Origin of the sequence: Streptomyces sp. NBC_01214 (genome assembly GCF_026340975.1) — a bacterium.
Classification (GTDB): domain Bacteria; phylum Actinomycetota; class Actinomycetes; order Streptomycetales; family Streptomycetaceae; genus Streptomyces.
Window position 1 is genome coordinate 1573537 of the sequence record NZ_JAPEOS010000003.1, and the last position, 22557, is coordinate 1596093.

The 22557-nt window shown below is 73.7% G+C and carries 22 protein-coding genes and 1 pseudogene; 9 read left to right on the forward strand and 14 right to left on the reverse strand.

Annotated elements, in window-relative coordinates; genetic code table 11:
* Nucleotides 1-6: 6 nt before the first annotated feature.
* Nucleotides 7-345 (reverse strand): antibiotic biosynthesis monooxygenase, encoded by a 339-nt coding sequence (locus OG594_RS43520; RefSeq protein WP_266607993.1) that lies wholly within the window; start codon nucleotides 343-345, stop codon nucleotides 7-9.
* A gap of 127 nt (nucleotides 346-472) precedes the next feature.
* Between OG594_RS43520 and OG594_RS43525 the strand changes: the two genes are divergently transcribed.
* The 3 genes from OG594_RS43525 to OG594_RS43535 all read left to right on the forward strand — a co-directional run bounded on the left by OG594_RS43525 (nucleotide 473) and on the right by OG594_RS43535 (nucleotide 2430).
* A complete protein-coding gene (locus OG594_RS43525; RefSeq protein WP_266607994.1) occupies nucleotides 473-1474 on the forward strand; it encodes an RNA ligase family protein in 1002 nt (333 codons plus the stop codon).
* Between the two features lie 80 nt (nucleotides 1475-1554).
* Nucleotides 1555-2058 (forward strand): hypothetical protein, encoded by a 504-nt coding sequence (locus OG594_RS43530; protein WP_266607995.1) that lies wholly within the window; start codon nucleotides 1555-1557, stop codon nucleotides 2056-2058.
* A gap of 138 nt (nucleotides 2059-2196) precedes the next feature.
* A complete protein-coding gene (locus OG594_RS43535; RefSeq protein ID WP_266607996.1) occupies nucleotides 2197-2430 on the forward strand; it encodes a hypothetical protein in 234 nt (77 codons plus the stop codon).
* 43 nt (nucleotides 2431-2473) lie between these two features.
* On the opposite strand, the gene OG594_RS43540 is transcribed toward OG594_RS43535, so the two are convergent.
* Nucleotides 2474-3328: a hypothetical protein gene (locus OG594_RS43540; RefSeq protein ID WP_266607998.1), complete on the reverse strand. Its 855-nt coding sequence runs from the start codon at nucleotides 3326-3328 to the stop codon at nucleotides 2474-2476.
* A 166-nt stretch (nucleotides 3329-3494) separates the two neighbouring features.
* On the opposite strand from OG594_RS43540, the gene OG594_RS43545 reads away from it, so the two are divergent.
* From OG594_RS43545 to OG594_RS43555, 3 genes are all read left to right on the forward strand, one after another.
* Nucleotides 3495-4151, forward strand: coding sequence for a DUF4232 domain-containing protein (locus tag OG594_RS43545; RefSeq protein WP_266607999.1), 657 nt, complete (start codon nucleotides 3495-3497; stop codon nucleotides 4149-4151).
* 138 nt (nucleotides 4152-4289) lie between these two features.
* The gene (locus tag OG594_RS43550; RefSeq protein ID WP_266608000.1) at nucleotides 4290-4640 is read left to right on the forward strand and encodes a hypothetical protein; all 351 of its coding nucleotides are present in this window, start codon (nucleotides 4290-4292) and stop codon (nucleotides 4638-4640) included.
* A gap of 92 nt (nucleotides 4641-4732) precedes the next feature.
* Entirely contained in the window at nucleotides 4733-6136 is a 1404-nt protein-coding gene (locus tag OG594_RS43555) for a pyridoxal-dependent decarboxylase (RefSeq protein WP_266608001.1), read from the forward strand.
* A 7-nt stretch (nucleotides 6137-6143) separates the two neighbouring features.
* Here OG594_RS43555 and OG594_RS43560 read toward each other — a convergent pair whose 3' ends face one another.
* The 8 genes from OG594_RS43560 to OG594_RS43595 form a co-directional block, all read right to left on the reverse strand.
* Nucleotides 6144-6665, reverse strand: a complete 522-nt coding sequence (locus OG594_RS43560; RefSeq protein ID WP_266608002.1) for a hypothetical protein — start codon at nucleotides 6663-6665, stop codon at nucleotides 6144-6146.
* A 281-nt stretch (nucleotides 6666-6946) separates the two neighbouring features.
* Entirely contained in the window at nucleotides 6947-8614 is a 1668-nt protein-coding gene (locus tag OG594_RS43565; RefSeq protein WP_266608004.1) for a caspase family protein, read from the reverse strand.
* The gene (locus OG594_RS43570) at nucleotides 8601-9038 is read right to left on the reverse strand and encodes a hypothetical protein (protein WP_266608006.1); all 438 of its coding nucleotides are present in this window, start codon (nucleotides 9036-9038) and stop codon (nucleotides 8601-8603) included. The genes OG594_RS43565 and OG594_RS43570 overlap by 14 nt, the downstream gene beginning before the upstream one ends.
* Nucleotides 9039-9102: 64 nt before the next feature.
* Nucleotides 9103-10461 carry a cytochrome P450 gene (locus OG594_RS43575; protein ID WP_266608873.1) on the reverse strand — a complete coding sequence of 453 codons (1359 nt, stop codon included), beginning with the start codon at nucleotides 10459-10461 and terminating at the stop codon, nucleotides 9103-9105.
* A gap of 116 nt (nucleotides 10462-10577) precedes the next feature.
* Nucleotides 10578-12665: a SpoIIE family protein phosphatase gene (locus tag OG594_RS43580; RefSeq protein WP_266608007.1), complete on the reverse strand. Its 2088-nt coding sequence runs from the start codon at nucleotides 12663-12665 to the stop codon at nucleotides 10578-10580.
* A 157-nt stretch (nucleotides 12666-12822) separates the two neighbouring features.
* Entirely contained in the window at nucleotides 12823-14214 is a 1392-nt protein-coding gene (locus OG594_RS43585; protein WP_266608009.1) for an LCP family protein, read from the reverse strand.
* Between the two features lie 151 nt (nucleotides 14215-14365).
* Entirely contained in the window at nucleotides 14366-14797 is a 432-nt protein-coding gene (locus OG594_RS43590) for a VOC family protein (protein WP_266608011.1), read from the reverse strand.
* 131 nt (nucleotides 14798-14928) lie between these two features.
* Nucleotides 14929-16002: a DUF5954 family protein gene (locus OG594_RS43595; RefSeq protein WP_266608012.1), complete on the reverse strand. Its 1074-nt coding sequence runs from the start codon at nucleotides 16000-16002 to the stop codon at nucleotides 14929-14931.
* Nucleotides 16003-16217: 215 nt separating this feature from the next.
* On the opposite strand from OG594_RS43595, the gene OG594_RS43600 reads away from it, so the two are divergent.
* The 3 genes from OG594_RS43600 to OG594_RS43610 all read left to right on the forward strand — a co-directional run bounded on the left by OG594_RS43600 (nucleotide 16218) and on the right by OG594_RS43610 (nucleotide 18377).
* Entirely contained in the window at nucleotides 16218-16847 is a 630-nt protein-coding gene (locus OG594_RS43600) for a hypothetical protein (protein WP_266608019.1), read from the forward strand.
* Nucleotides 16848-16895: 48 nt separating this feature from the next.
* Nucleotides 16896-17690 (forward strand): N-acyl homoserine lactonase family protein, encoded by a 795-nt coding sequence (locus OG594_RS43605; protein ID WP_266608021.1) that lies wholly within the window; start codon nucleotides 16896-16898, stop codon nucleotides 17688-17690.
* A 333-nt stretch (nucleotides 17691-18023) separates the two neighbouring features.
* Nucleotides 18024-18377, forward strand: a complete 354-nt coding sequence (locus OG594_RS43610) for a hypothetical protein (protein ID WP_266608023.1) — start codon at nucleotides 18024-18026, stop codon at nucleotides 18375-18377.
* A gap of 35 nt (nucleotides 18378-18412) precedes the next feature.
* Here OG594_RS43610 and OG594_RS43615 read toward each other — a convergent pair whose 3' ends face one another.
* From OG594_RS43615 to OG594_RS43630, 4 genes and pseudogenes are all read right to left on the reverse strand, one after another.
* Complete coding sequence (locus tag OG594_RS43615) at nucleotides 18413-19024, reverse strand: TetR/AcrR family transcriptional regulator (RefSeq protein ID WP_266608025.1); 612 nt, start codon at nucleotides 19022-19024, stop codon at nucleotides 18413-18415.
* A gap of 104 nt (nucleotides 19025-19128) precedes the next feature.
* Nucleotides 19129-19983 (reverse strand): annotated as a pseudogene (locus OG594_RS43620) (3-hydroxybutyryl-CoA dehydrogenase); the annotation flags it as partial.
* A 129-nt stretch (nucleotides 19984-20112) separates the two neighbouring features.
* A complete protein-coding gene (locus OG594_RS43625) occupies nucleotides 20113-21285 on the reverse strand; it encodes an acyl-CoA dehydrogenase family protein (RefSeq protein WP_266608026.1) in 1173 nt (390 codons plus the stop codon).
* A 40-nt stretch (nucleotides 21286-21325) separates the two neighbouring features.
* Nucleotides 21326-22534 (reverse strand): acyl-CoA dehydrogenase family protein, encoded by a 1209-nt coding sequence (locus OG594_RS43630; protein ID WP_266608027.1) that lies wholly within the window; start codon nucleotides 22532-22534, stop codon nucleotides 21326-21328.
* Between the last annotated feature and the right edge of the window lie 23 nt (nucleotides 22535-22557).

A 22557-nucleotide genomic window follows, 5' to 3' on the forward strand; every position in this document is an offset into this window, starting at 1 on the left:
AGGGGTTTAACCTCGGCCGGCGCCCGGTCCGGGCGCCGTGTCCGGGTCGCCGCCGGGTTCCGCGAGCATGTCGTCGACGATCTGCATCCGGATCTCCGGCAGGCGCTCCGCGATCGCCTCCACCATCATCGCGACCCCCTGCGGATCGGACGCCGAACAGCGTTCGCGCGCCTCCTCGTCGGGCCAGCGGGCATACGCCACCCAGGTACCGTCGTCCGCCCGGTGCAGCCGCGACCCGTAACTGCCGCACTGCGCGTGGATGGCCGCGGTCACCCGGTGCCAGCCTTCGGTGAACTGTTGCTCCGTGCCCGGCCGGAGCCGCCACCGGTAGATCACGGCGAACACGCCCGGATACCTCCCGCATTAGGATGTGGATCTTCCCGGCCACCCTAAGGGCAGTCCCGCAGGCCCCGCCGAGCAGGCGCCGAACAAACCCGGGGACCTCCTCGAACGCGCTCGCTACCATCGCCTGGTGCACCCCGAACCCCGCCCTTGGACCCCGTACCCGAAGATCCCCGCGAACACCCGGCTCGGAGAGGCCCGCGGGCGGAACTGGGTGGCCCACGAAAAGATCCACGGCGCCAACTTCGCCATCGTGTGCGACGCGTCGGGCGCGCACCCCGCCAAGCGGCGCGAACTCCTCGCGGACGGCGGGCTGGACGACTTCTTCGGCGTCGGCCGGATCTGGCCCGCGCTGGCGGTCGCCGCGACGCGCTGCGCGCAGCGCCTGCGCGAGGACACCGGAGCCCCGGCCTCCGCGGTCGTCACCGTCTACGGCGAACTCGCCGGCGGCCGTTACCCCCACCCCGACGTACCCGCCACGCCGGGGGCGGAGCCCGTCCAGACCGGCGTCTGGTACGCGCCGGAACTCCTCTGGCTCCCCTTCGACGCCACCGTCACCGACGACGACGGCCCCTGCTGGGTCGGGGACCGGACGCTGCGCGCGGCGGCCACCGAGGCGGGTCTGCTCTGCGTCCCGCTGCTCGCCGAAGGCCCGCTCGGGCGCCTCCAGGAGCTGCCGGCGGTCTTCCCCACTCGGCTGCCCGCACTGCTGGGTCTGCCCGCGCTGCCCGACAACCTCGCCGAGGGACTCGTCGTCAAACCCGCCGACGGATCCCGCGAACCCGGGCGGCCCATGGCCAAGTTCAAGCAGCCCGCCTTCGCCGAGGACGAGCGGTTCGACGGCTCGCGCCCCTATCAGGCACCCGCCGAAGGCGCGGCAGGCGTCCCGGGCTGGCTGCTCGCCCACGGCACCGGCCTGCTCACCCCGGCCCGGGCCGCGTCCGCCGTGAGCAAGTTGGGGCCGCGCACCCCGCCGGGCGACCTGGCCGCCGAGATCGCCCGGGACGCCACCGAGGAGGTCGCGCAGGCGCTGGGCGGCCTGGACGGGACGACGTACCGCGCACTGGAGGAATGCCTGCACGCCGGAGCCCTGACCCTGGCCCGCTTCGACGCCGCCGACCGCCGCGCCTGACACCACCGGCGCGGGGACGGCCGGCGCGGGGACGGTCGTCGGATTCCTCCGGCGCCAACGGCACTGTGCATACTGCTGCCATGAAGTCCCCGCTCGGCGCGTCGCGCATTCACCTGATGATCACCTTCGTCCTGGTGACGTGCGGCGCGGTCGCCGGAGCCTGCCTCGGCCTGCTCCTGTCCGGCCGGCTGATGGCCGTGGTCTTCGCGGCCGTGGCCGGTCTCGGGGCCGGACTGGGATCGTTCTTCTCCCGCCGGCAGGTCCTCGCCCTCTTCCAGCCCGAGCAGTCGGCCGTCCCGGCCGACGGCTACGCGGAGGGCCTCGCCGACGCCGCGCTCGTCTGCATCGCGACCTACCAGGCCGCCGTCTTCCCGCTCACCCCCGACGGGGTGAGCGAGGCCGAACGGGAGGCCCGCCGCACGATGGCCTACCGCATCTCCGCCTACGAGGGCCTGCCGTACCCGGTGCAGACCTCGGCGGCGGCCGCCCTCGAAGCCATCGACCACGGCGCGGACCCGGGGCGGGCGGAGACCGCCATGAAGGCGCTCTGCCTCACCATCTACGACCACCGCCGCGGCCGCTGACGCCGGCGCGCCCCGGAGCCATCCGGTGCGTTCAGCCCATTGTGTGATCGGCTGGTCGGCAACGGTTGGGCCTCGGTCCGGCCGCCGGCAGTGGCCTGATGCGGATCATGGCGTTGTCCGGTTATGGAATCTGACGGGATGCTGTTCGCTCGGGCGCCGCTCGACGGTGTCGTCTGGCTCGACACACTGGTCCACGATCCGGCCTGCCGGTCGTGTCCGCGACTGCGGAGGCCGGGAGAGGAATCGGAGGACGCCGACGCCGACGCCGACCCTGACGGGATCCCGGTGCTGTCGGGCCGGGCCCGGAACTGGATGGTCGTCGCGTCCGCGGTCACGGTCGTCTCGGCCGTGCTGACCGTCGTGGCGAACTGACGGCCTACCCGGCCGGCCCCGCGGTCCCCGGGTGAGCGCCGGCTCATCCGCCCTGGTGGAGGGTGAGCGTCCAGGTCCGGTAGCCGTACGTGCCGGGCCGGTCGGGATGCTGTTCGGTGATGGTCGCCGTGATGTCGTCGCCGGCGCGGTGGAGCGCGCCGTGGTAGCGCCACGCTTCCCCGGGGTCGATGGCCAGCAACTCGGCGAGGACCGTGTCCTCGAGGCGGCGGCCGACGGCGCGCAGCACTCCGGCGTCGAGGACCAGGATGGTGCCGTCCGTCAGGACGAGCGGCTCCGGGGCCTGCGGGTCGCAGAGCGACGGTCCGCGTTCCACGGTGCCACCGGGCAGCAGCCGGACCACCCGGCTGCTGGTGGGGACGGTGCGGTCGGTCTCGACGACGCGGATGCCGGTCCCGACCACGTAGTGCCCGTAGCTGCGCCAGGAGTCGTACGGGGTGCCGTCGCGGTCGTACGCCCAGGTGTCGAAGGCGTCGTAGCCCTCCAGGCCCAGTACGAACCGGCCGCCGCCCAGGGCCGCACCGCGTGCGCCGCGCAGTTCGGCGATCCGGCTGCCGTCCGCGAGGTCGAGCAGCACGGCCGGGCCGAGGTTGCCCCAGGCCGTGTACGCGAGGGAGTCCGTCGTGACCAGGACCCGGCCGCCGGAAACGTGGGCGGCGTTGGGGAGGCCGGAACAGAGCGCGGTCCAGCGGGTGCGGCCCGAGTCGTCGATACAGCTGATCTTCCCGGCGGTGCCGTGGATCCGCAGATCCTGCCGCCGGGCGAGCGGCCGGCCCGCGGGACGGGACGGAGCGCCCGGCGGCAAACCGGACTTGCGCCCCCGCGCCCGCACCGTGACCCGCCACGCGCCGGACCGGCCGTCCTCCTGCGATGTCCCCATGGACCCAGATGCTAGGGGGTGCCGTGTCGGACCGGCTCCGCCCGCATCCGTGGTCGATCCGACGACGCGCCGTCACCAAGCTGTGAAGCTTTTGCGGGACGCTGGTGCTCAGCCAGACCGGCCCGGCCCGGCGCGTTCCGCGCATTCCCCAGGGGGGACCACCATCATGAGCACCGTACGCAAGGCCGCCATCGCCCTCGCCGCCGTATCCGCGCTCGCCCTGACGGCCTGTGGCCCCACCGAGGACGGTGCGGCGGGCGGGTCCGTGGCGCCGACCGAAAGTCCGACCGCAAGCCCCAGCGGGAGCGCGAGCGCCGTCCCGAGCGCGAGTCCGTCGAAGTCCGCGGCACCGAAGAAGACCGCGACCCCGTCGAAGCCCCCGAAGTCGGGCTCGACCGACCCCGACTTCGACGTCTTCCCGTGCAGCACGTTCGACGTGACCTTCACCGCTACCCTGGCCGAGCCCACGACCAGCAGCTACCTGCTGAAGATCACCAACAAGGGCACCAAGGCGTGCAGGGCGCTCGGGCACCCGGTCGTCACCTTCGGCGACCTGGACGGTCAGGCAACGGAACGGGGCGCGGCGCCCGGCATCGAGGACGCGCTCCGGCTGGAACCGGGCCAGTCGGCCTACGCCGGGCTCATGGGCGGCGCCAAGGACGGCAAGGGCAAGACCGTCAACTCCATCGAGCTGACGATGAACACCGAGTCCGATCTGAGTCAGACACCGCTGAAGGCGTCCACCCCCGGCCTGTACGTCTCGCCCGACAAGAACTCCGTGACCGCCTGGATGAACAACGCGGAGGACGCGCTGAGCCTGTAGGCCCGCCCGCCGGGCGGGGCGACGGGCCGCCGCACGTCGGCGTTCATCCGGTCGGCCGAGCAACGCGGGCCGGCCGCGCCCCGCCGGGTCAGGCTGTGGACAAGGACCGTCACCACCGCACAGACGAGGACCGAGCCCATGTCCCACAGCCGACGTATCAGCACCATCGTGGGCGTCGCAGCACTGCTGCTGACGGCCAGCGCCTGCTCGGGCCTGGGCCGGAGCACCGTCGGCATGCTGACCTTCCGCGGACACGACTCGCCGGTCGAGCTGAGCTACTCCAACACGCTGGTCGTCGGCTGCCACAAGATCGGCATCCCGAAGGGGGCCACGCACGTCGAGAACAACACCCTCGTCGACGTCGTCCTGTACCGGACGCCGGACTGCCAGAAGACCGACAACGCCGACGGGATCTACGTGGCCACCACCCTCTCGAACGTCACGGCTCCCGTAAGCCTGCCCTGGCGCAGCTTCAGCGTCATCCACTGACCCCGCGCCCTCCCTGCCCGCAGCCCCGCCGACCCGCCGACCCGGCCGCCCGCCGCTTGCGGGCGGGCGGGCTCTGTTTCATAGTCCGAGGTATGGACGAGCGCGAGGCGGCGCTCCGACAGGCGCACGGCCACGCCGTCCGTTGGCTGGCCAGCCTGTCCGACCGCCCGGTTCCCGCCCGCGCCCCGGTCGACGAGATCGTGCGCGCGCTCGGCGCCGAGCTGCCCGACGCACCCAGCACGCCCGCCGACGTCGTCGACCTGCTCGCCACGGCCTGTGAGCCGGGGCTCACCGCCTTCCCCAGCGGCCGCTTCTACGGGTTCGTGATCGGCGGCACCGAGCCGGCCGCACTCGCGGCGGACTGGCTGGTCAGCGCCTGGGACCAGAACTGCGTGATGCGCGCGGTCTCGCCCGCGTACACGGCGGCGGAGGAGATCGCCGGCGCCTGGCTGCTCGACCTGCTCGGGCTCCCACCCGACAGCGCCGTCGGCTTCACCACGGGCGCCACCATGGCGAACTTCACCTGCCTCGCCGCCGCGCGCGACACGGTGCTGCGGCGCTCCGGCTGGAACGTGGCCCGCGACGGCCTCGTCGGCGGACCGCCCGTACGCGTGGTCGCTGGCCGGGACCGCCACATGTCCATCGACCTGGCCCTGCGCTACCTCGGGCTCGGCCGGCCCGAGCTCGTCGAGGCGGACGTGCAAGGACGCATCGACCCCGGGGCCCTGCGCCGCACCCTGGCGGCCCCCGGCCCCGGCACTGGCCCCAGCACCGGCCCCGGCCCCGGCACCGGCCCCACCATCGTGATCCTCCAAGCCGGTGACATCCACTCCGGCGCCTTCGACCCCTTCGGCGAGACGGTCCGTGCCGCTCGCGAGGCCGACGCGTGGGTGCACGTGGACGGCGCCTTCGGCCTGTGGGCGGCCGCCTCGCCGGACCGCGCACACCTCACCGACGGCTGCGCGGGGGCGGACTCCTGGGCCACGGACGCCCACAAGACGCTGAACGTCCCCTACGACTGCGGCCTCGCCATCGTCCGTGACCCCGCCGCCCTCCGGTCGGCGATGGGCGAGCGGGGCGACTACCTCATCCAGCACGAACACGGCGACCCCGTCGACAAGGTTCCCGAACTCTCCCGCCGCGGACGCGCCTTCACCGTATGGGCCGCCCTCAGGTCCCTCGGCCGCCAGGGCGTGGCCGACCTCGTCGACCGGCTGTGCCGGCACGCCAGCGCCTTCGCCGCCGGCATCTCCGCGATCGAGGGCGCGACCGTCCTCAACGACGTGGTCTTCACCCAGGTCTGCGCCGAGTTCGGCGACGACGAACGCACCGACCGGGTCCTGGCCCGACTCCTCGACGAGGGCGCGGCCTGGATCAGCGGCTCCACCTGGCACGGCCGCCGCGTCATGCGCATCTCGGTGAGCAACTGGTCGACGACCGACGAGGACGTCACGCACACCCTCGACGCGATCCGCCGCGCGTCCGACGGGACATGAGGACAGGTCAAGGCCCCTCGCCCGCGCCGGCCGCGATGTCGCGTGCGACGTTGAAGTCCGGGCCGTGCTCCGCGCGCATGTCCTCGTACCACCTCGTGGTGCGGGCACCTGCGTACGTGACCATCCCCGGCGACACGCCCAGCCGGAAGCCTCCGAGGAGCGGTTCGCCCTCCGGCGTGCGGGGGAGGAGGGCCAGGGACGACGGGCCGTTCGACGCGTACACGACGCAGTCGTCGAAGACCGCCAGCGGATACAGACCGGTCCTGCGCGCCGACGTGAGCATCTTGCGGTGCATGTTGACCCGGGCCCTCGCGGTGACGGCGGCCCGGATGTCGGGTCGCCAGGTCGGGCTCTGCGGGACCGGCCACGGATGCTCGCCGAGCAGCGCCAGACCATCCCCGGCGGTCGCCTCGATCGCGCCGAGCACGGCCGCCGCCCCGGGATCGGTCCGGTGCCGGCGGGCCATGGCGTCCAGGAACTCCTTGTCGGTGAGGCCGGGGCCCATGCCGAGGTCGGCCATGGTGGCCACGTGGGCGTCCCGGAGCCGCTCGTACCAGGCGTCGAGGTACGGGGCCGCTCCTGGTACGGACGTACGCCGCCAGGGGGCGGACCGCGAAGCCCAGTTCCACCGCGTAGGCGAGGGTCGGGGTGGTGTACCAGGCCGCGCCTGTCGGAGGTCGCCCGTGCGGTGTGAACGGAGAGGGCAGGCGCTCGTCGAATGTGGTGCGGGACAGGTCCACGAGCCAACTGCCGGGAAGTGCCTTGTCGAAGTCCGGCCGCTCGACGTTCACGGGGGCGTCGAGCCCGAGGCTAAGCCGACTCGCCGCCGCGGCCGGTGCCAGGTTCACCCTGATGCCGACCACGTGGGACGCGCGGAGCTCGGCGCCGGTCGGCGGCCGCGACCAGCAGTGCGCCTCCGCCATCAGCACCTGAGCAGGGGTGCGCCGGTGGAAAGGCGGGTATAGGCCCGCGAGCACGGGGTGCCCGTCCGGGGCCTCGCACGGCGCGCAGTCCACCGCATCCGTGAGGGCCGCGGGGTTGGGAGTGGACACCTGGGCCCCGGTCCGTTTGTCCCTCATCGAACGGGTCGGCGGGCGCAGCGCGGTCATCAGGGACAGCCCCGTGGTTCCGGGAGAGCCGTTCGGGGTGATGACGCGCTCGGCGTAGGTGCCGAGCACGCGGGCGGTCTCGGCGGGCGGGAGCTGCGCGGTGGCGCCCCAGTGGCGGGGGTCGAGCGCGCCCCAGGGCAGTACGCACAGCTGTACGCACTGCCACTGGCCTGCCGCGGCGGGGCGGTACAGCCGGGCCCAGGGACCGAAGCCGGTCCGGGTCGGCTGCCAGCCCGCCCGCCCGCCGAAGCCGGGCCAGGACCCTGTGGCCGTCCGGAAGGGTCCCCCGGGAGCCGCCGCCGGGACTGCGCGGGAGCCCGAACCGTTCGGCGGCGGCCCGGGTGAGGGCGAGCAGCGGATCGGCCTCCCTGCCGTGGCGGTGCAGCCGAGGCGCGCCGAGCCCCGCCCGGGTCAGCGTCCATTCCAGGAGCTCGTCGAGCGTCGTCGCGGGGGAGTACAGCACGCGGCCGCCGGCGCAGTACGCCCGTACCGTGCCGTCCTCGACATCGACGACGGCCAGCGGCCCGTTCTCGAAGGGCAGTGGCACCGCGGTGGCGGGCCCGGCGGCCCGGTTGCGCAGACGGATCCGGGTGGCGACGGCGTTCTGGGCGAACTGCTGTGGTTCGGCGCTGCCGCGCCGGTACATCCGGCGCCGGACGGCCCGCCAGGCGTCCTCCAGGCTCAACTCCGCTCCCGCGCCGGCCAAGCCGTGTTCCAGCAGGGAGATCAGCTCGCCGGTGAACTCCGGGAACGGGGCACCCGGCGGCACGAAGGAGCGCCGCGTCGCGGGAGCCGACGTCAGGACGCAGTCCCCGTGGTCGTCCCCGTCCGCCGCTTCCCAGCCGTCGGCCCGATGCCCGTCGGGGTGCGCGGTTTCGTCCAGGGCGTGCGCGAGATCCACGCGGGTCGGAACTTCGGCGCCGGACATCGCACCCGCCAGGCCGCTGTAGCAGCAGTCCAGCACGGTCACCCGGTGCCGTGCCCGGTACCCGGCCTGGCGCACCACGTCGCGCAACGTCCGGTACTGCAGCGTCCCGATCTGCGGGTGATCGGCATCCGCCTCGGCCAGCGCCAGGTACAGCTTCTCGTCGCGGTCGCGCAGCCCGTGCCCGGCGAAGTAGACGAGGAGCGTCTCCGTGGCCTCCAGGGCGGCGTCCCGCACCGCGCCCAGTATGCGGGAGACGGGGGCGTCCGTGCCCAGCACCGTGACGTGCGCGGCGGGCAGGCCCCAGACCGACGGGTCCCGCAGCAGCTCGGCGAGGCGCCGGGCCCCCGCGGCGGCCGCGGGCAGCTGCTCCAGGTCCGGGTGGGCGTAGCCGTCGACCCCGATCAGTACGGCCCGGCTGGCGGTCGGGTCAGGAACCGGCACCGGGGGATTCCTGCGGCGCGTCGGGCGAGGGGACCGGGGCGGTCGGCCCGCCCGCCAGGGCGCGCGCGACGCGGGCCGCGTCCTCCGCCGTACCGTCCTCGACGACGACACGGACGCCGTCGTGCTCGACCACCAGCCGCGCCCCGGAGCGTTGCCGGGGCGGCAGCGAGGCGCGAAACGTCCGGTGCGCGTACACCAGCGCCGTGGTGGAGAACCCGGAAGAGACCGCGAGGTTGATCCACTCGACCAGATCGCCCGACATGGCACCGCTCGGCGCCGTCGCGCGGACCCGCCGAACGGCCGCGTACCGGGACACCTCCCGGTCCTGCGTCAGCCAGTCGGCGAAATCGCCGGTCAATCCGGCGGTTTCGGCCGCAGCCGGTTCCCCGCCACCGGACTCGATCCGCACGCGCATGCCAGCCATCCCCGATTCCCCGGCTTTCCGGCACGTCCCACTGCCCTGCCGACAACGGCACGGGCCCCTCACCCTATCGTTGCGGATCTTGGTCGACGCGCCGTTCCGCCCCACCGTCGCTGAGGGTGACGGGCGTCGGGCCGTCGGGGCGGACGGTGATGCTGTACGACGCCCCGGTGGGGACGGCCCGGAAGTCCGGGACGTGGGCGGGCAGCAGGAGTTCCAGCAGGGCGACCGACTCCCGCAGGGCGAACTGCTGACCGAGGCAGGCGCGGGGGCCGATGCCGAACGGCACGTAGGCGCCGGGCCGGGTGGGACGGCCGCCGGGAACGGTGAAGCGCCGGGGATCGAAGTGCTCGGGATCCGGCCACAGTTCGGGATCGCGATGGGTGAGGTAGGGGCAGACCAGCAGATCCGTGCCCGCCTCGACGCGGTATCCCGCGAGGACGTCGTCCTCGGCGGCGTGCCGGGGCAGGATCCACGCGGACGGGTAGAGCCGGAGCGTCTCGCTGACCAGTGCCTGGATCGCCTCGCGCCGCTTCGCCGAGCCCTCAGAGCCGGCTGCGAGGGCCCACCCGCGGGCCGCGGGGTGACGATCGAGGAGCAGGTACAGCCAGGTCAGCGTGGTCGCGGTGGTCTCGTGGCCGGCCACCAGCAGGGTGACGAGCTCGTCCCGCACCAGCCGGTCGGTGTACTCGGGGCGCTCGGCCGATGCGTCGACCAGCACCTGGAGCAGCCCCGGCCCGTCGCGCCCCGGGGCGCCGTCCCGGGCCGCGGCCACCGCCCGCCGGGCGACCTCATCGATCCTGGCCAGGTCGTCGGCGACGGCGTCCCGGGCGTCCACCTGGTCGGCCGGCAGGCTCGGCAGCGCGGCCACCACGGTGGCCACGGCGGTCAGTTCGTGCGCCGTGGTGTCGTCGAGCGGGTTCCCGGTGAGCGCCCGCCAGATGGTGTCCAGGGCGAAGCGGCGCATCTCCTCGCCGAGGTCGAAGGTCCCCCCGGTGCGCGCGTGCTCGGCCCACCGACCGGCCGTGGTGCGGGCCGCCCCGGCGATCCGCTCCTCGTAGCGGCGCATCCCCTTCCCGGTGAACTGCGATTGCAGCAGCTTCCGTTGGCGCTTCCAGGCCTCGCCGGTCGCGGCGAGCACCCCGTCGCCGATCAGCAGGCGGGCGCGGTGGGAGCGCTTCACGTACTGGTCGGGGTGCAGGGCGAGGACGTGCTGCACGGCCTCGGGCCCGGTGACCAGGACGGTGGGCTGCGGCCCGAGTCGGAACGCGGCGACGCCGCCGAGCCGCTGCCGTACCAGCCCCAGCAGGTCGACCAGTTCACCTTGCTGGGTGCGCCACCGTTCCACCCAGTCGGCGTCGGCCTCGGGGAGCGGTCGCCCCGCCCCGGACCGCTGCGCGGCGGACGGCCCACTGCTGGCGTCGATGGCCACGGCTCTTCTCCTGTCCGGCTGTCGGGACGGCGCCCGAGGGTACGTCGACATCACGGACTGTACGGGGACGGGCGCGTGTGGTGACAGCGGCGGAGGGTTGATGGCCCGATTCACGCGGGTGGTTGGGGGGCGGGCCCGCCGATGCGGGCCGCGAGGAGGGCGATGTCGTCGTCGGCGGAGGCGGGCACCAGGTGGGCGATGAGGGAGTCGCAGAGGTGGTCGAGGGACTGCTGGGGCGCGGCGAGCAGGCCGGTGAGCTCGGCCAGGCGTTCGTCGATGTCGCGGCGGCGCGCCTCGATGAGGCCGTCGGTGAAGAGGACCAGGGTGCTGCCGGGCGGAAGGGCGATGTCGGTGGTGGTGAAGGAGATGCCGCCGACGCCCAGGGGGACGCCCGGCGGGGTCTTGACGAGGTAGACGGTGCCGTCGGGCTGGACCACCGCCGGCGGCGGGTGTCCGGCGCGCGTGACCGTGCACTGGCCGGTGGCGGGGTCGCAGACCACGTAGAGGAAGGTCGCGAGCATCGGGTCGGACAGGTCGGCAAGGGTGGCTTCGAGCTGGTGCAGCAGGGCCGTGGGAGGCATATCGAGGCGGCCGAGGGCGCGGACGGTCGCGGAGAGCCGTCCCATCACGGCGGCGGCCGCGATGCCGTGGCCCATGACGTCGCCGATGAGGAGCGCGGCCCGGCCTCCGCTGAGGGGCAGGACGTCGTACCAGTCACCGCCCACCTCGTTGACGTCGCTGGCCGGCAGGTAGCGGTGGGCGATCTCGATGCCGGGCGGCGGGGTGACGTGCTGGGGGAGCATGCTGCGCTGGAGGACGACCGCGGTCTCGTGCTCGTGGTGGTAGAGGCGCGCGTTGTCGATGCTGATGGCCGCGCGGGCCGTCAGCTCACTGGCGAGGGTGACGTCGTCGGACCCGAAGGGGCCGGTGTGTCCGGTGCGGTAGAAGGTGGCGACGCCGAGGACCATGTCGCGGGCGATCAGCGGGGTCATCATGAACGAGTGCACGCCCAGTTCCAGGAGTTGGGCCGGCTTGGGGGAGTGCCGGGCCGCGGGGGCGACGGCCCGGTCGTCGAGCTGGGCGATCAGGAACGGCTGACGGGCCGCGAGGGCATGGGTGTAAGGGGCGGTCGTGGGGAAGATCAGGGTCCGCCCCAAGGGGGCCAGGGTCTGCGTGATGGCGGAACCGGTCAGCGGCGCTTTGCCCAGACGGCGCAGGGCGACGCCCCCGGCCAGTCCCGTGCCGGGCTCGATGCCGCGGGCGAGGGAATCCAGGACGTCGACCGTGACGGCGCTCGCGAGGTGCGGGACGGCGAGGTCGGCGAGCTCCTGCGCCGTGCGCTCCAGGTCGAGGCTGGCGCCGATGCGGGAGCTCGCCTCGCTGAGCAGGGCGAGGCGGCGGCGGCCCGCCTCGGCCTCGGTGTGGTCACGCTGCTGCATGGTGATGTCGAGGAGCGAGGCGATCACGCCGATCGGCCGGCCACCGGGATCCTCCACGCGCACGTACGAGCACGACCACACGTGGTCGTGGTCCGGGTCGGCCGGGGTACGGCCGGTCCGGCGCCGGTCGAGGACCGGCTCACCCGTGTCCAGGACCTGGCGCATCGCCCCCTCCATCTCGTCGGCGTTCACCTCGGGCAGCAACTCGGCCAGCCGCCGCCCCACATGGGCGGACTCCGCGAGGCCGTTCATCGCTTCGAGGGCCGGATTGACCTGGAGGAACCGCAGCTGCGTGTCGAGGACCCCGATCCCGACCGGCGAGCGGGCGAACAGCCCGTCCCAGACGGCCGAGGAGCCGCGGATACGGCGGGCCGCGTGCGCGTCCGCGGCGAAGACCAGCACGGCCGAGGCGCCGTGGCGGCGGTCCGGGACGGGGCAGGCCCAGATCTCCAGTTCCAGCGGGTGACCCTTGCGGTGCCAGGCGGTGACCGTACCCATGACCCCGCGCCCGGTGGCGGCCGTCTCCCACAGGGACCGGCCCAGGCTGCGATCGGCTCCCGGATGGAGGAGATCGGAGATGTGCCGCCCCAGCACCTCGGGCGGGGCGTAGCCGAGGAGCTGCTGGGCGCCCTGGTTCCAGCGCACGATCATCCCGTCGTTGCTGGTGGCCACGAGTGCGACCGGCAGGGCGCCCAGCCATCCTCCGGCGTCCTGGGCGGCGCTGCTGATCAGATCGTCGAGCGGCATCTCCTCATGCATCCTGCACCCGCTCCTCCGGGGCAGCCCCGGCCTCGCGCCGCGGCGGCCCCACCGGGGCGGCGTACGCCACCGTCGGCCCGGCGCCGCGGCCGCGCCACGGTCCGCCCCTGCGGCCACTCACCTGGTGCGGCATGCGACTGTGCGTGGTCCACATCTCTCATCGTCGCCCGGATGGCCCCACGGCGCTCCCCGGCCGGGCGGCCCCGGCCGCCGCCGGGGCTTCGGCGCAGCGGAGGCGGTCGGCGGTCACGGGGGCGCCGTCGGCCACGTTGCGGTCGAAGGTGACGCTCTTGACCTGGACGGGCCGTGCGCCGACGGTGACCTCGACGACCGCGTCGAGCTCCGGGTCGGTCTGCAGACGGGCGCCGGGCAGCGCGGCCGCGACGGTCGCCGCGTTGTCCTCCTGGCCGGTGGCGTACCGGATGAGCGGCGGGCCCGCCGGGCGTTCGGGCGGTGCGGTCGCGGAGGTGTCGGTGACCACGAACCCGCTGCCGCGCAGGGCGGCGGCGACCTCGGCGTCGTCCACCCGGACGGCGATCCGGGCCGGATCCGTCCGGGCCGGGTTCTGCGCGACGGGCTGGATCCGGGTGTCGCCCGTGATCGGGCGGTCCGCGCCGAGCGCGGCCCACAACGCGGCGGAACGGGCTTCGTCCCACACCAGAGTGGAACCCACACCGGGTACGCGGTGGTCGAAGAGCCGGATGGGGACGGTCGCGAACTCCGTCCGGTCCGCCCGGAGGCGACCGAGGGCCCAGCCGATGCGCACCAGGTCGTCCAGGCCCGTCCGTGCGTCCGTGCGTACGGTCTTCAGCAGGGTCCGCACGGTGCGCGCCGTGCTGATGGGGCCGGCCAGGGCGCCCTCCGCGGTGAGCCGCGCCAGCAGGTCGTTGACCACGCGCTGCTGCCGGCGGACCCGGCCGAGGTCGCCGGGCCGGAGGTTGACGTGCCGGGCCCGGACGTAGCGCAGGGCCCGGTTCCCGTCGGCGAGGTGGCGGCCGGAGCCGATGTCGAGCCCGGAGTTCTCGTCCTTGAGCGGCTTGTCCGTGCACACGGTGGCGCCGCCGAGGTTGTCGACCGTCTGCTCGAAGCCCGTGAAACCGGTCTCCAGGTAGTGGTCGACGTGCAGACCGGTGGCCTTCTCGACGGTGGCCACGGTGAGCGGGCCACCGCCGAGCGCGAACGCACCGTTGATCTTGCCGCTGCGGGCCGGGGCGGCGGCCGTGGCGCTGGTGGCCGCGTACTCGACGTAGGAGTCGCGCGGGATGGAGACGATGCTCGCGCGGCGCCGGTTCTGCGACAGGTGGACGAGCATCATCACGTCGGTGCAGTTGCAGCCCTTGCCGCCCACGTGGAGCCGCCGCTTCTCGGCCGCGGAGAGTCCGGCGCGACTGTCGATGCCGACGACCAGGATGTTGGTGCCCCGGCCGCCACCACCGCCACCGCCACCGACGCCTGCCGACGCACTCGCGACCGAAACGGCCTGGGATCCCACGAAGGAACCGCAGGAGAGGGCGGTCAGCAGGGTCAGAGCAACAGCGGTACGACGCAAGGCACATCCCCAAAATAGAACGAACCGGCTGAAATGGGGAATGTACTGGTCCGCTGTGCGAGCGGCCGGGCTGTACGCGCCGGGATTCCTCCCCGCAGGGGGCGGGCTTGGTACATCTGCCCGCCGCAGCGGCGGCGCCGACGCCGGCCGGTCAGCGCTCGGACAGCTCCGACGGGGCCTCCTGGATGACCCAGCTGTTGCCGTCGGGGTCGTCGAAGGTCATGAAGGAGTTCCAGGTGCCGCCCTTGCCCTCCTGCCAGCCCGATGCGCCGAGGTTCCGGACGGGCGACACGTCCACGCCCCGGGCCACCAGCTCCTCGCGGGCCGCCTCGATGTCCGTGACGCACAGCTGGAGGCCGTGCAGGGTGCCGGGCGCCATGACCTGGCCGCCGGGTGTCCCGGGCATCCCCTGGAGCATGGCGATGGAGCACCGGGAGCCGGGCGGGGTCATCTGGATGATGCGCACGCCGGGGGAGACCTCGTCGTCGAGGTCGACGCCGAAGCCGACCTGGTCGGCGTAGAAGCTCTTGGCGCGGTCCATGTCGGTGACAGGGACGGGGACGACTTCGAGCGTCCAGTTCATGGGTGTCTCCCTCGGGGCATCAGCGGGTCGCACAGCGGGGCGGGTCCACCGTTTCCCATGGAGGGCCGGTGGCGCACGTCGAAACGCCCGGCGGGCGCCGACTTCTGGCACGGGCAGACCCGTGTCGCGGGTCAGTCGTCGGGGAGGACGCGGCCGTCCTCGTCGAGCGTGAGGTGGATGCGCGCGGGGTCCTGGCTGTTGACGTCGGACGGTCGCGGACCCTCCGGCCCGTCGGGCCCCCAGCGCAGCAGGCGGCGGGTACGGACGATCTGGTACAGGACGCCCTGGAAATCCAGCCGGTCGACGCGTCCGCCCCGGAGCGTGTCGGCGGCCCCGGCGTAAGCCGCCAGCTTCGCGGCCCGCAGGTCGGCGCTCTCCCCGCCGCCCGCGGCACGCCACGTACGGGCGTCCGTGCGCGGGTCGGCGTCCTCGGGGATGTGACCGCGCATCCGCGGCCACATCCAGGTCAGGGCGAAGTCCAGCGACTTGCGGGCGGCGTGCGGAGTCGCGTGCGGGCCGCTGATCGGCCGCCAGCCGTCCGTGGTCCGCTCCACGACGCTGAAGGTCGGCGGCATCAGCAGGACGTCCGGGTGGGTGTCCAGGGCCCGCCGCGAATCGGCGCGCACCTCATCGGGGAACCGCCCGCCCGTGTAGCACAGGCTGCGCAGCGCCAGCTGCTCGAACGCCTGGGTCGGGGTGACCGGCGCGTCCGGATCCACGACCAGACCGTCATCGATCCCGGGCTCCCGGACGGTCCGGTCCCAGTCGGGGACGAGGGGCTCCGGATCCGTCGGGCGCGGCGCCTCGATACCGCCCGGGCCCGAGGCCGCGTACTCCTCGGCCCGCACCACCCGGTACCGGGTCCCGGACACGAGGAGTTCGTCGACGCGCTCGCTCTCCAGCCGGGCCACCGCCGCCAGCAGCTCCCGCCGCTCCGCCCGGTCCTGCGCCCCGTCCTTCGCGTGGAACCACAGCCGCGAGTTCAGCCCGTCGCGCGCCTGCTGCGGGCAGCCGGCCGTCACTTCGAGCACCACCCGCCACCGCGGCCCGTCCTCGGCGGACTGCGCCACCACCCCGAACAGCGGGCCGCGCACCACCACGTCACCCGTCCGCGCCGCGGCGTCGAGCGCGTCGGCTTCCCTTGCGGCTTCCACCGGTTCCACCGGCACCCGCACCACCACCGGCCGCGACCCGCGCGGCCTCATGTCCCCACGGTCCATGGCCCCATCCTGCCGACCGGTGCGGGGCGCCGCCCCTGATTCGCCGATTCCCCAGCCCCGGGGGACCCGCGGGCGGTACCGTCCGCGCACCCCCGGCACGTTCCCGGCACCCCTGACATTCGTCACTGTCCGTCCCGCGGAACGCGCGCGAGCCTGGAGGAGGGGAAGAAAGCGGAGCGACGAGGGACAGGGGGGCGGCCATGACGGTGCCGGGACCGACGACCGGACCGACGACCGGGGAGGTGACACCGCGGCCGACCCGGGCCGGGATCGTACGGATATGGGCCCGGTCGCTCACGGCGGTGGTGCTGCGGCGCCCGCCGGCGCAGGGGCCGCGGCACTCGGCCGGGACGCGACAGGTGGTGCTGGTCCTGGCGACGACGGAGATCGTGGCGGCCTTCCTGCTCTCCTCGATGCTGCCGCCCGCGGTCAGGCCGGTGCACGCGGCACTGGAGCTGCTGCTGGTGCTGGGCGGCCTGGGCCTGGTGGCGGCGCTGGCCCGGCACCCGCACGAGGTCGACGAGGAACGGGTGGCCCTGCGGACCGCCTTCCTCGGCGACGTGGTCCTGCCGCGCCCGGCGGTCCGCTCCACCTCCCCGGTGGTCCGCACCGTTCCCGGCCGCGGTCCGAGGCCCGTGCCCGGCGAACCGGGCGCGGTGGCCTGCTCGGTGGAGAGCGCACTGAACGTGGCCGTGCACCTGGACCCGCCCGTACTCCTCGACCTGGGCCCGGCCGGGCCGGTGGTGGCGGCGACCGTGTACGTCTCGGTGGACTCGCCGCACGCCCTCGCGGAGGCCCTCCGACGCGTGGTCCCGCCGCACCGGAGCTAGCCTGGACGGGAGGAGTCCGCCCGCCGGCACGGGGGGAGGGAGGTCCCCGTGGTGACCCCGAGACTGCGCGTGACCACACTGGACGCAGGACCCTTCACCCTGCCGAAGAGCGACCTCCTGTACGGGGCGAGCGGCACGGTCACCGTGCCCTCGACGGTCGCCGTCATCGAGCACGCCACCCACGGACCGATCCTCTTCGACACGGGCGTCAACCACCGCGTCGCGGATCCGGAGGCGGCCGAAGCCCACTGGGGTCCGGGCCTGCGGGCGGCGTACGGCGCCGAGGGCTTCACCCGGGCACACGCCGTCGACGCGCAACTCGAGCGGCTCGGCTACCGGCTGGCCGACGTCAGGTACGTCCTCTACTCCCACCTGCACCTCGACCACGCCGGAGGGATGACCTACTTCCCGCACGCCGTGCACGTGGCCCAGCACGACGAGCTGCGCCACGCGTGGTGGCCGGACCGCTGGACGGCCCGGGGCTACGCCTTCGAGGACTACGCGGGCGGCCGGAACTACGACTTCCTCGAGCTGAGCGGTGACACCGACCTGTTCCGGGACGGCACGCTCACCCTCGTGCGCACGGCAGGCCACACCCCCGGCCACCAGGGAGTCATCCTCGACCTCGACCACCACGGGCGGATCGCGCTCATGGGCGACGCGGCCCACCTCCAGCAGGGGCTGGAGCACGACGTGCCGATGCTCAGCGACTGGAACACCCAGGAGAAGATGCTGACCTACGGGCGCCTGCGCGCCCTGTCCCGGTCCGGCATCCGGGTCTTCCTCTCCCACGACCCGGAGCACTTCGCCGCCCTGCCGCACGACGGCGAGTTCTGGGACTGAACCCCGCAGGGCCGCCGGCGAGCCCTCGGCAGGGCCGCGCGCCACCCCACCGGGCGCTGTCCCCCGAGGGGGTCCGGTGGGGCGGGATCGTGCAGCGAGGCAGCCCGCCTCAACCCTTGAATGGGAATGCTCCGACTGTAGGACGCGCCACTGACAATGCCCGGAAGGCCGCGCGTGAACTCGAACGCACATCCGAGGATCGGCCCGGTCCGGCGGGCTCGGAATGCTGGACCCGCCCGTCCGGCGCACCCTGGGATGTGCGGGACCGTACCGAAACCGTCCCGCCCCCGGTGCCGCCCTCCGGCGGCCCCGACGCGTGGGGAGGCAGAACCCATGGCCAAGTCCGACGAACCGCAGGGCTGGGGGCCGCTTCCGGACCCGCCCCCGGAACTGTTCAACGTACCCCCGGGCGAGCCGCTCGACGACGCACGGCGCACCGCGGTCCTCGACTGGACGGTGAACCAGTACGTCGCCCTCGGATGGCGCGTCGAATCGCGCTCCCCGACCCAGGCGGTGCTGGTGCGCGGCGGCAACGTCAACCACCTCCTGCACGCGATCCTGACCATCTTCACCTGCCTGCTCTGGGGCGTCGTGTGGATCGTGCTGGCCCTGGGGAACAAGACGGAGCGCGTCGCCCTCACCGTCGACCCGACCGGCCGCGTCCAGACCGTGCACGGTCCGCGCTGACCCGACCCGACCCGGCCCGGCCCGCACCGGTTCGGTCACACGTCCGGGAACTCCGGAGCGATGCCCAGCGTGGGGGCGATGGCCCGCCAGATCGTCGACCGGGCCGCCGCGAGGTCCACCCGGGGATCGTCGAGCATCAGCCGGATGCCGAGGCCGTCACACAGGGCCAGTACCAGGGTGGCGAGCGCGGTGACGTCGCAGTCGGCGAACTCCCCCGAGCGGATGCCCCGTTCCACGGCCCCGCCGACCCACGCGTGCAGTTGGTCGTAGAGGTCGACGGCCAAGTGCCGGGCCGCCGCGTCGCGCTGGGCCCGCACCCACAACTCCTGCCAGAGCTTCCAGTCCTGGCGCAGCTCCGCGTCGGACGGCAGCATGCTCCGCAGGATGCGGGCCAGGACGACCGAGGAGGGCACCGAGTCGGGGACGCCCTCGGTGTCCGTACCGGTCTGGGCGAAGGAGTGCGTCATCGCCTCGGCGAAGAGCTTCTCCCGCGTGTCGAAGTGGTAGTGCAGCAGGGCCTTCGACACGCCGGCGTGGTCGGCGACCTTGCGCATGCTGACGTTTTCGAAGCCGATGTCGGCGATGACTTCGCACGCGGCCGTGAGGATTCGCTCACGCGTCTCGAGTGCGCGCTCGGCCTTGGTCACGTTGGCTGCTCCCCGTGTCGGCGCCCGTGGACCGGGCGGGTGGGCCCGGTTGCCGTGGCCACCACACCACCATCCTCGCGCATCGCGCCGCCCCCGCGGTCGCCGTAGGTGTGGAAGCCCCGGCCCGTCTTGCGGCCCAGCCGGCCCGCGTCGACCATCCGGGCCAGCAGGGGCGGCGGGGCGTACAGCGGCTCCCGGTACTCCGCGTACATCGACCGCGCGATGGCCTGCACGGTGTCCAGGCCGATCAGATCGGCCAGGGCGAGCGGTCCCAGCGGGTGCGCGCAGCCCAGGGTCATGCCCCGGTCGATGTCCTCGGCCGACGCGGCGCCGTGCTCGGCCATGCGTACGGCGGCCAGCAGGTACGGCACGAGGAGCGCGTTCACGACGAACCCCGCCCGGTCCCGGGCGTGCACGACCTCCTTGCCCAACACCTCGGAGGCGAACGCGCGTGCCCGCCGGACGGTCTCGTCGCCGGTGAGCAGGGACGGCACCAGCTCGACCAGCGCGAGCACCGGCACCGGATTGAAGAAGTGCAGGCCGACGACCTGCTCCGGCCGCGAGACGGCCGCGGCCAGCCTGATGACGGGGATGGAGGAGGTGTTCGTCGCGAGCACCGCGTCCCGGCGCTCCACCACCCGGTCGAGCAGGGCGAAGACCTCCAGCTTCGCCCGCTCGTCCTCCGCCACCGCCTCGACGACGAGGTCCCGGTCCGCCAGCCGCGCCACGTCCGTGGTCACCGCGATCCGGCCGACGGCGGCGTCCCGTTCGGCGGCCGTCAGCTTGCCGGACGCCGCGGCGCGAGCCAGGGAACGGGTGATCCGCTCCAGGCCGGCGTCCGCGGCCGTACGGGTCGTCTCCACCACCACGACCTCCCGCCCGGCCCGGGCGCAGACCTCGGCGATACCGGACCCCATCAGTCCGCAGCCCACGATCCCGACCCGTTCGACATCGGTCATCGATCGGTCCTCCCTCCTCTGGTGCTTGGCGATTCCGGGGTTCTTGCTGCTGCTGTCCACGGGGCGGGGGCGGCCCGGACCGCCGGCCCGGGCCGCCCCCGTCACTCCCCGCCCGTCACTCCCCGCCCCTCACTGCGAGGACGGCATCCGCAGAACGCCCGTACCGCGCTTGACCAGTTCGCCCGCGATGATCAGGCGCTGGATCTCGGAGGTGCCCTCCCAGATCCGGTCGACGCGCAGTTCCCGGTAGAGCCGCTCGACCGGGTAGGAGCGGTCGTAGCCGCGCCCGCCGAAGATCTGCAGGCACCGGTCGACGACGCGGCCCGATGCCTCGCTCGCCGCCAGCTTGGCGATGGCCGCCTTCGCGTGCAGCGTCTTGCGGTCGACGACGCCCTCGTCCACCTCCCAGGCCACCTGGTGGGTGTAGGCGCGGTTGACGGCGATGTCGACGGCGCTGTCGGCGAGCATCCCCTGGATCAGCTGGAAGTCGGCGATGCGCGAGCCGAACTGGCGCCGCTCTACCGCCCAGTCCCGGGCGAGCTCCAGGGCCCGCTCCGCCGCCCCGATCGTCCGGGCGGCGATCATCAGCCGCTCCTCGGTGAACCACGAGCGCGTGATGTCGTAGCCCTGGCCCACCTCGCCGAGCACCGCGTCGTCGGGGACGAACACCTCGGTGAAGGTGAACTCGGGGTGCTCGTAGACGAAGGTGTGCATCCAGCGCGGCACCCGGGTCATCTCGATGCCCGTCGTGTCCTTGTCGACGAGGAAGAGGGTCGGTGCGCGCTCCTCCCCGGCCGCGGCCAGCACGATCATGAAGTCGGCGTGGTCGCCGACGGTCACGAACCACTTCTCGCCGTTCAGCACCCAGCCGCCGGCGGTCCGCGTCGCCGTGGTCCGCAGGCTCTGCGGGTCGGAGCCGGCCTCGGGCTCGGTCACCGCGTAGCAGTCCCGGCGCTGTCCGCGGATCACCGGGACGAGGTAGCGCTCGCGCTGCTCGGGCGTGCAGAAGGACAGGGCGTTGGCCGGACGCCACACCATGTCCCACAGCGCTCCGGTGAGCCGGCCGAGCTCCGCCTGGACGGTGACCTGCTCCATGATGGTGAGGCCGGCGCCGCCCCACTCCTCGGGCATGTTGACGGCCTGCAGCCCGCTGTCGAGGACCGCGTCGCGGATCTCGGTGTGGGCCTGCGGCGGCAGCCCGTTGTTCTCCTCGCAGTCGAGCTCGTACTTCGTGATGAAGTCGGTGAGCGCGCGCGCCGTGCTCCGGAGCTCTTCCTGACGGGCGGTGAGGCGGAAGTCCATGGCTGTCTGTCCTCTTTCGGTCGTGGTGGGGGAGCGGTCGTCAGGAGGTGGGCAGGGTGGCGGGAGGGGCGGCGGGAGCGGTGACGGGAAGGGCGAGGGCCCGGGTGCCGCGCTTGATCAGCTCGTTGGCGATGATCAGGCGCTGGATCTCGGAGGTGCCCTCCCAGATCCGGTCGACGCGCAGTTCCCGGTACATGCGCTCGACCGGGTACGTACGGTCGTAGCCGCGCCCACCGAAGAGCTGCACGCACCGGTCGATGACGCGCCCCGCCGCCTCGCTCGCCGCGAGCTTCGCCGTCGAGGCCTTCGCGTGCAGCGTCTTGCGGTCGGTCTCCGGCCGGTCGGCCTCCCAGGCCACCTGGTGGGTGTAGGCGCGGTTGACGGCGATGTCGACGGCGCTGTCGGCGAGCATCCCCTGGATCAGCTGGAAGTCGGCGATGGGGGAGCCGAACTGGCGCCGCTCGACCGCCCAGTCCCGCGCGAGCTCCAGGGCCCGCTCGGCGGCGCCGACGGTCCGGGCCGCGATCATCAGCCGCTCGTCGGTGAACCACTCCTTGGTCAGCTCGTAACCGTTGCCGACACCGCCCAGCACGTCCTCGTCCGGGACGAAGACGTCCGTGAAGGTGAACTCGGGGTGCCCGTTCACCGCGGAGTGCATGAAGCGGGGGACCCGGGTCATCTCGACCCCGGGCGCCCGCTTGTCCACGAAGAACAGGGTCGCCGCCCGCTCGGGCCCCGCATCCGCCTGCACCAGCAGGAAGTCCGCGATGTCCCCGCAGGTCACGAACCACTTCTCGCCGTTCAGCAGCCAACCGCCGTCGGTACGGGTCGCCGTGCTCGTGCCGGAACCGGGGTCGGATCCCGCACCGGGCTCGGTCACCGCGAACGCGTCGAACCGCTCGCCCCGGATGACCGGCAGCAGGTACTTCTCCCGCTGCGCCTCGGTCCCGTACGCGAGGACGTTCGCGGGCCGCCAGGGGATGTCCCACAGGCAGTTGGTGACCTTGCCGAACTCCTCCTCGACGATGACCTGGTCCAGCAGGGACAGCCCGGCGCCGCCCCACTCGGCCGGCATGTTGATCGCGTAGACACCGGCGTCGACGGCCGCGCGGGTCAGCTCGCGGACCGTGTCGGCGGGCAGCGGGCCGCCCGCCTCCTCGGACCGGTCCTCGTAGGTCATCAGGAGCCGCGCGTAGGCGGCGGCGCGGGCCTTGAGGTCGGCCTGTTCGGGCGTGTAGCGGAAGTCCATGGGGCGTCAGTCCTCCAGAGCAC

Coding starts and splice junctions, on each gene's coding strand:
- OG594_RS43530 (WP_266607995.1), top strand. CDS start 1,555: ATGAAGTCCCCGCTCGGCGCGTCGCGCATTCACCTGATGATCACCTTC.
- OG594_RS43535 (WP_266607996.1), top strand. CDS start 2,197: ATGCTGTTCGCTCGGGCGCCGCTCGACGGTGTCGTCTGGCTCGACACA.
- OG594_RS43540 (WP_266607998.1), bottom strand. CDS start 3,328: ATGGGGACATCGCAGGAGGACGGCCGGTCCGGCGCGTGGCGGGTCACG.
- OG594_RS43545 (WP_266607999.1), top strand. CDS start 3,495: ATGAGCACCGTACGCAAGGCCGCCATCGCCCTCGCCGCCGTATCCGCG.
- OG594_RS43550 (WP_266608000.1), top strand. CDS start 4,290: ATGTCCCACAGCCGACGTATCAGCACCATCGTGGGCGTCGCAGCACTG.
- OG594_RS43555 (WP_266608001.1), top strand. CDS start 4,733: ATGGACGAGCGCGAGGCGGCGCTCCGACAGGCGCACGGCCACGCCGTC.
- OG594_RS43570 (WP_266608006.1), bottom strand. CDS start 9,038: ATGGCTGGCATGCGCGTGCGGATCGAGTCCGGTGGCGGGGAACCGGCT.
- OG594_RS43580 (WP_266608007.1), bottom strand. CDS start 12,665: ATGCATGAGGAGATGCCGCTCGACGATCTGATCAGCAGCGCCGCCCAG.
- OG594_RS43590 (WP_266608011.1), bottom strand. CDS start 14,797: ATGAACTGGACGCTCGAAGTCGTCCCCGTCCCTGTCACCGACATGGAC.
- OG594_RS43595 (WP_266608012.1), bottom strand. CDS start 16,002: ATGAGGCCGCGCGGGTCGCGGCCGGTGGTGGTGCGGGTGCCGGTGGAA.
- OG594_RS43600 (WP_266608019.1), top strand. CDS start 16,218: ATGACGGTGCCGGGACCGACGACCGGACCGACGACCGGGGAGGTGACA.
- OG594_RS43610 (WP_266608023.1), top strand. CDS start 18,024: ATGGCCAAGTCCGACGAACCGCAGGGCTGGGGGCCGCTTCCGGACCCG.
- OG594_RS43625 (WP_266608026.1), bottom strand. CDS start 21,285: ATGGACTTCCGCCTCACCGCCCGTCAGGAAGAGCTCCGGAGCACGGCG.
- OG594_RS43630 (WP_266608027.1), bottom strand. CDS start 22,534: ATGGACTTCCGCTACACGCCCGAACAGGCCGACCTCAAGGCCCGCGCC.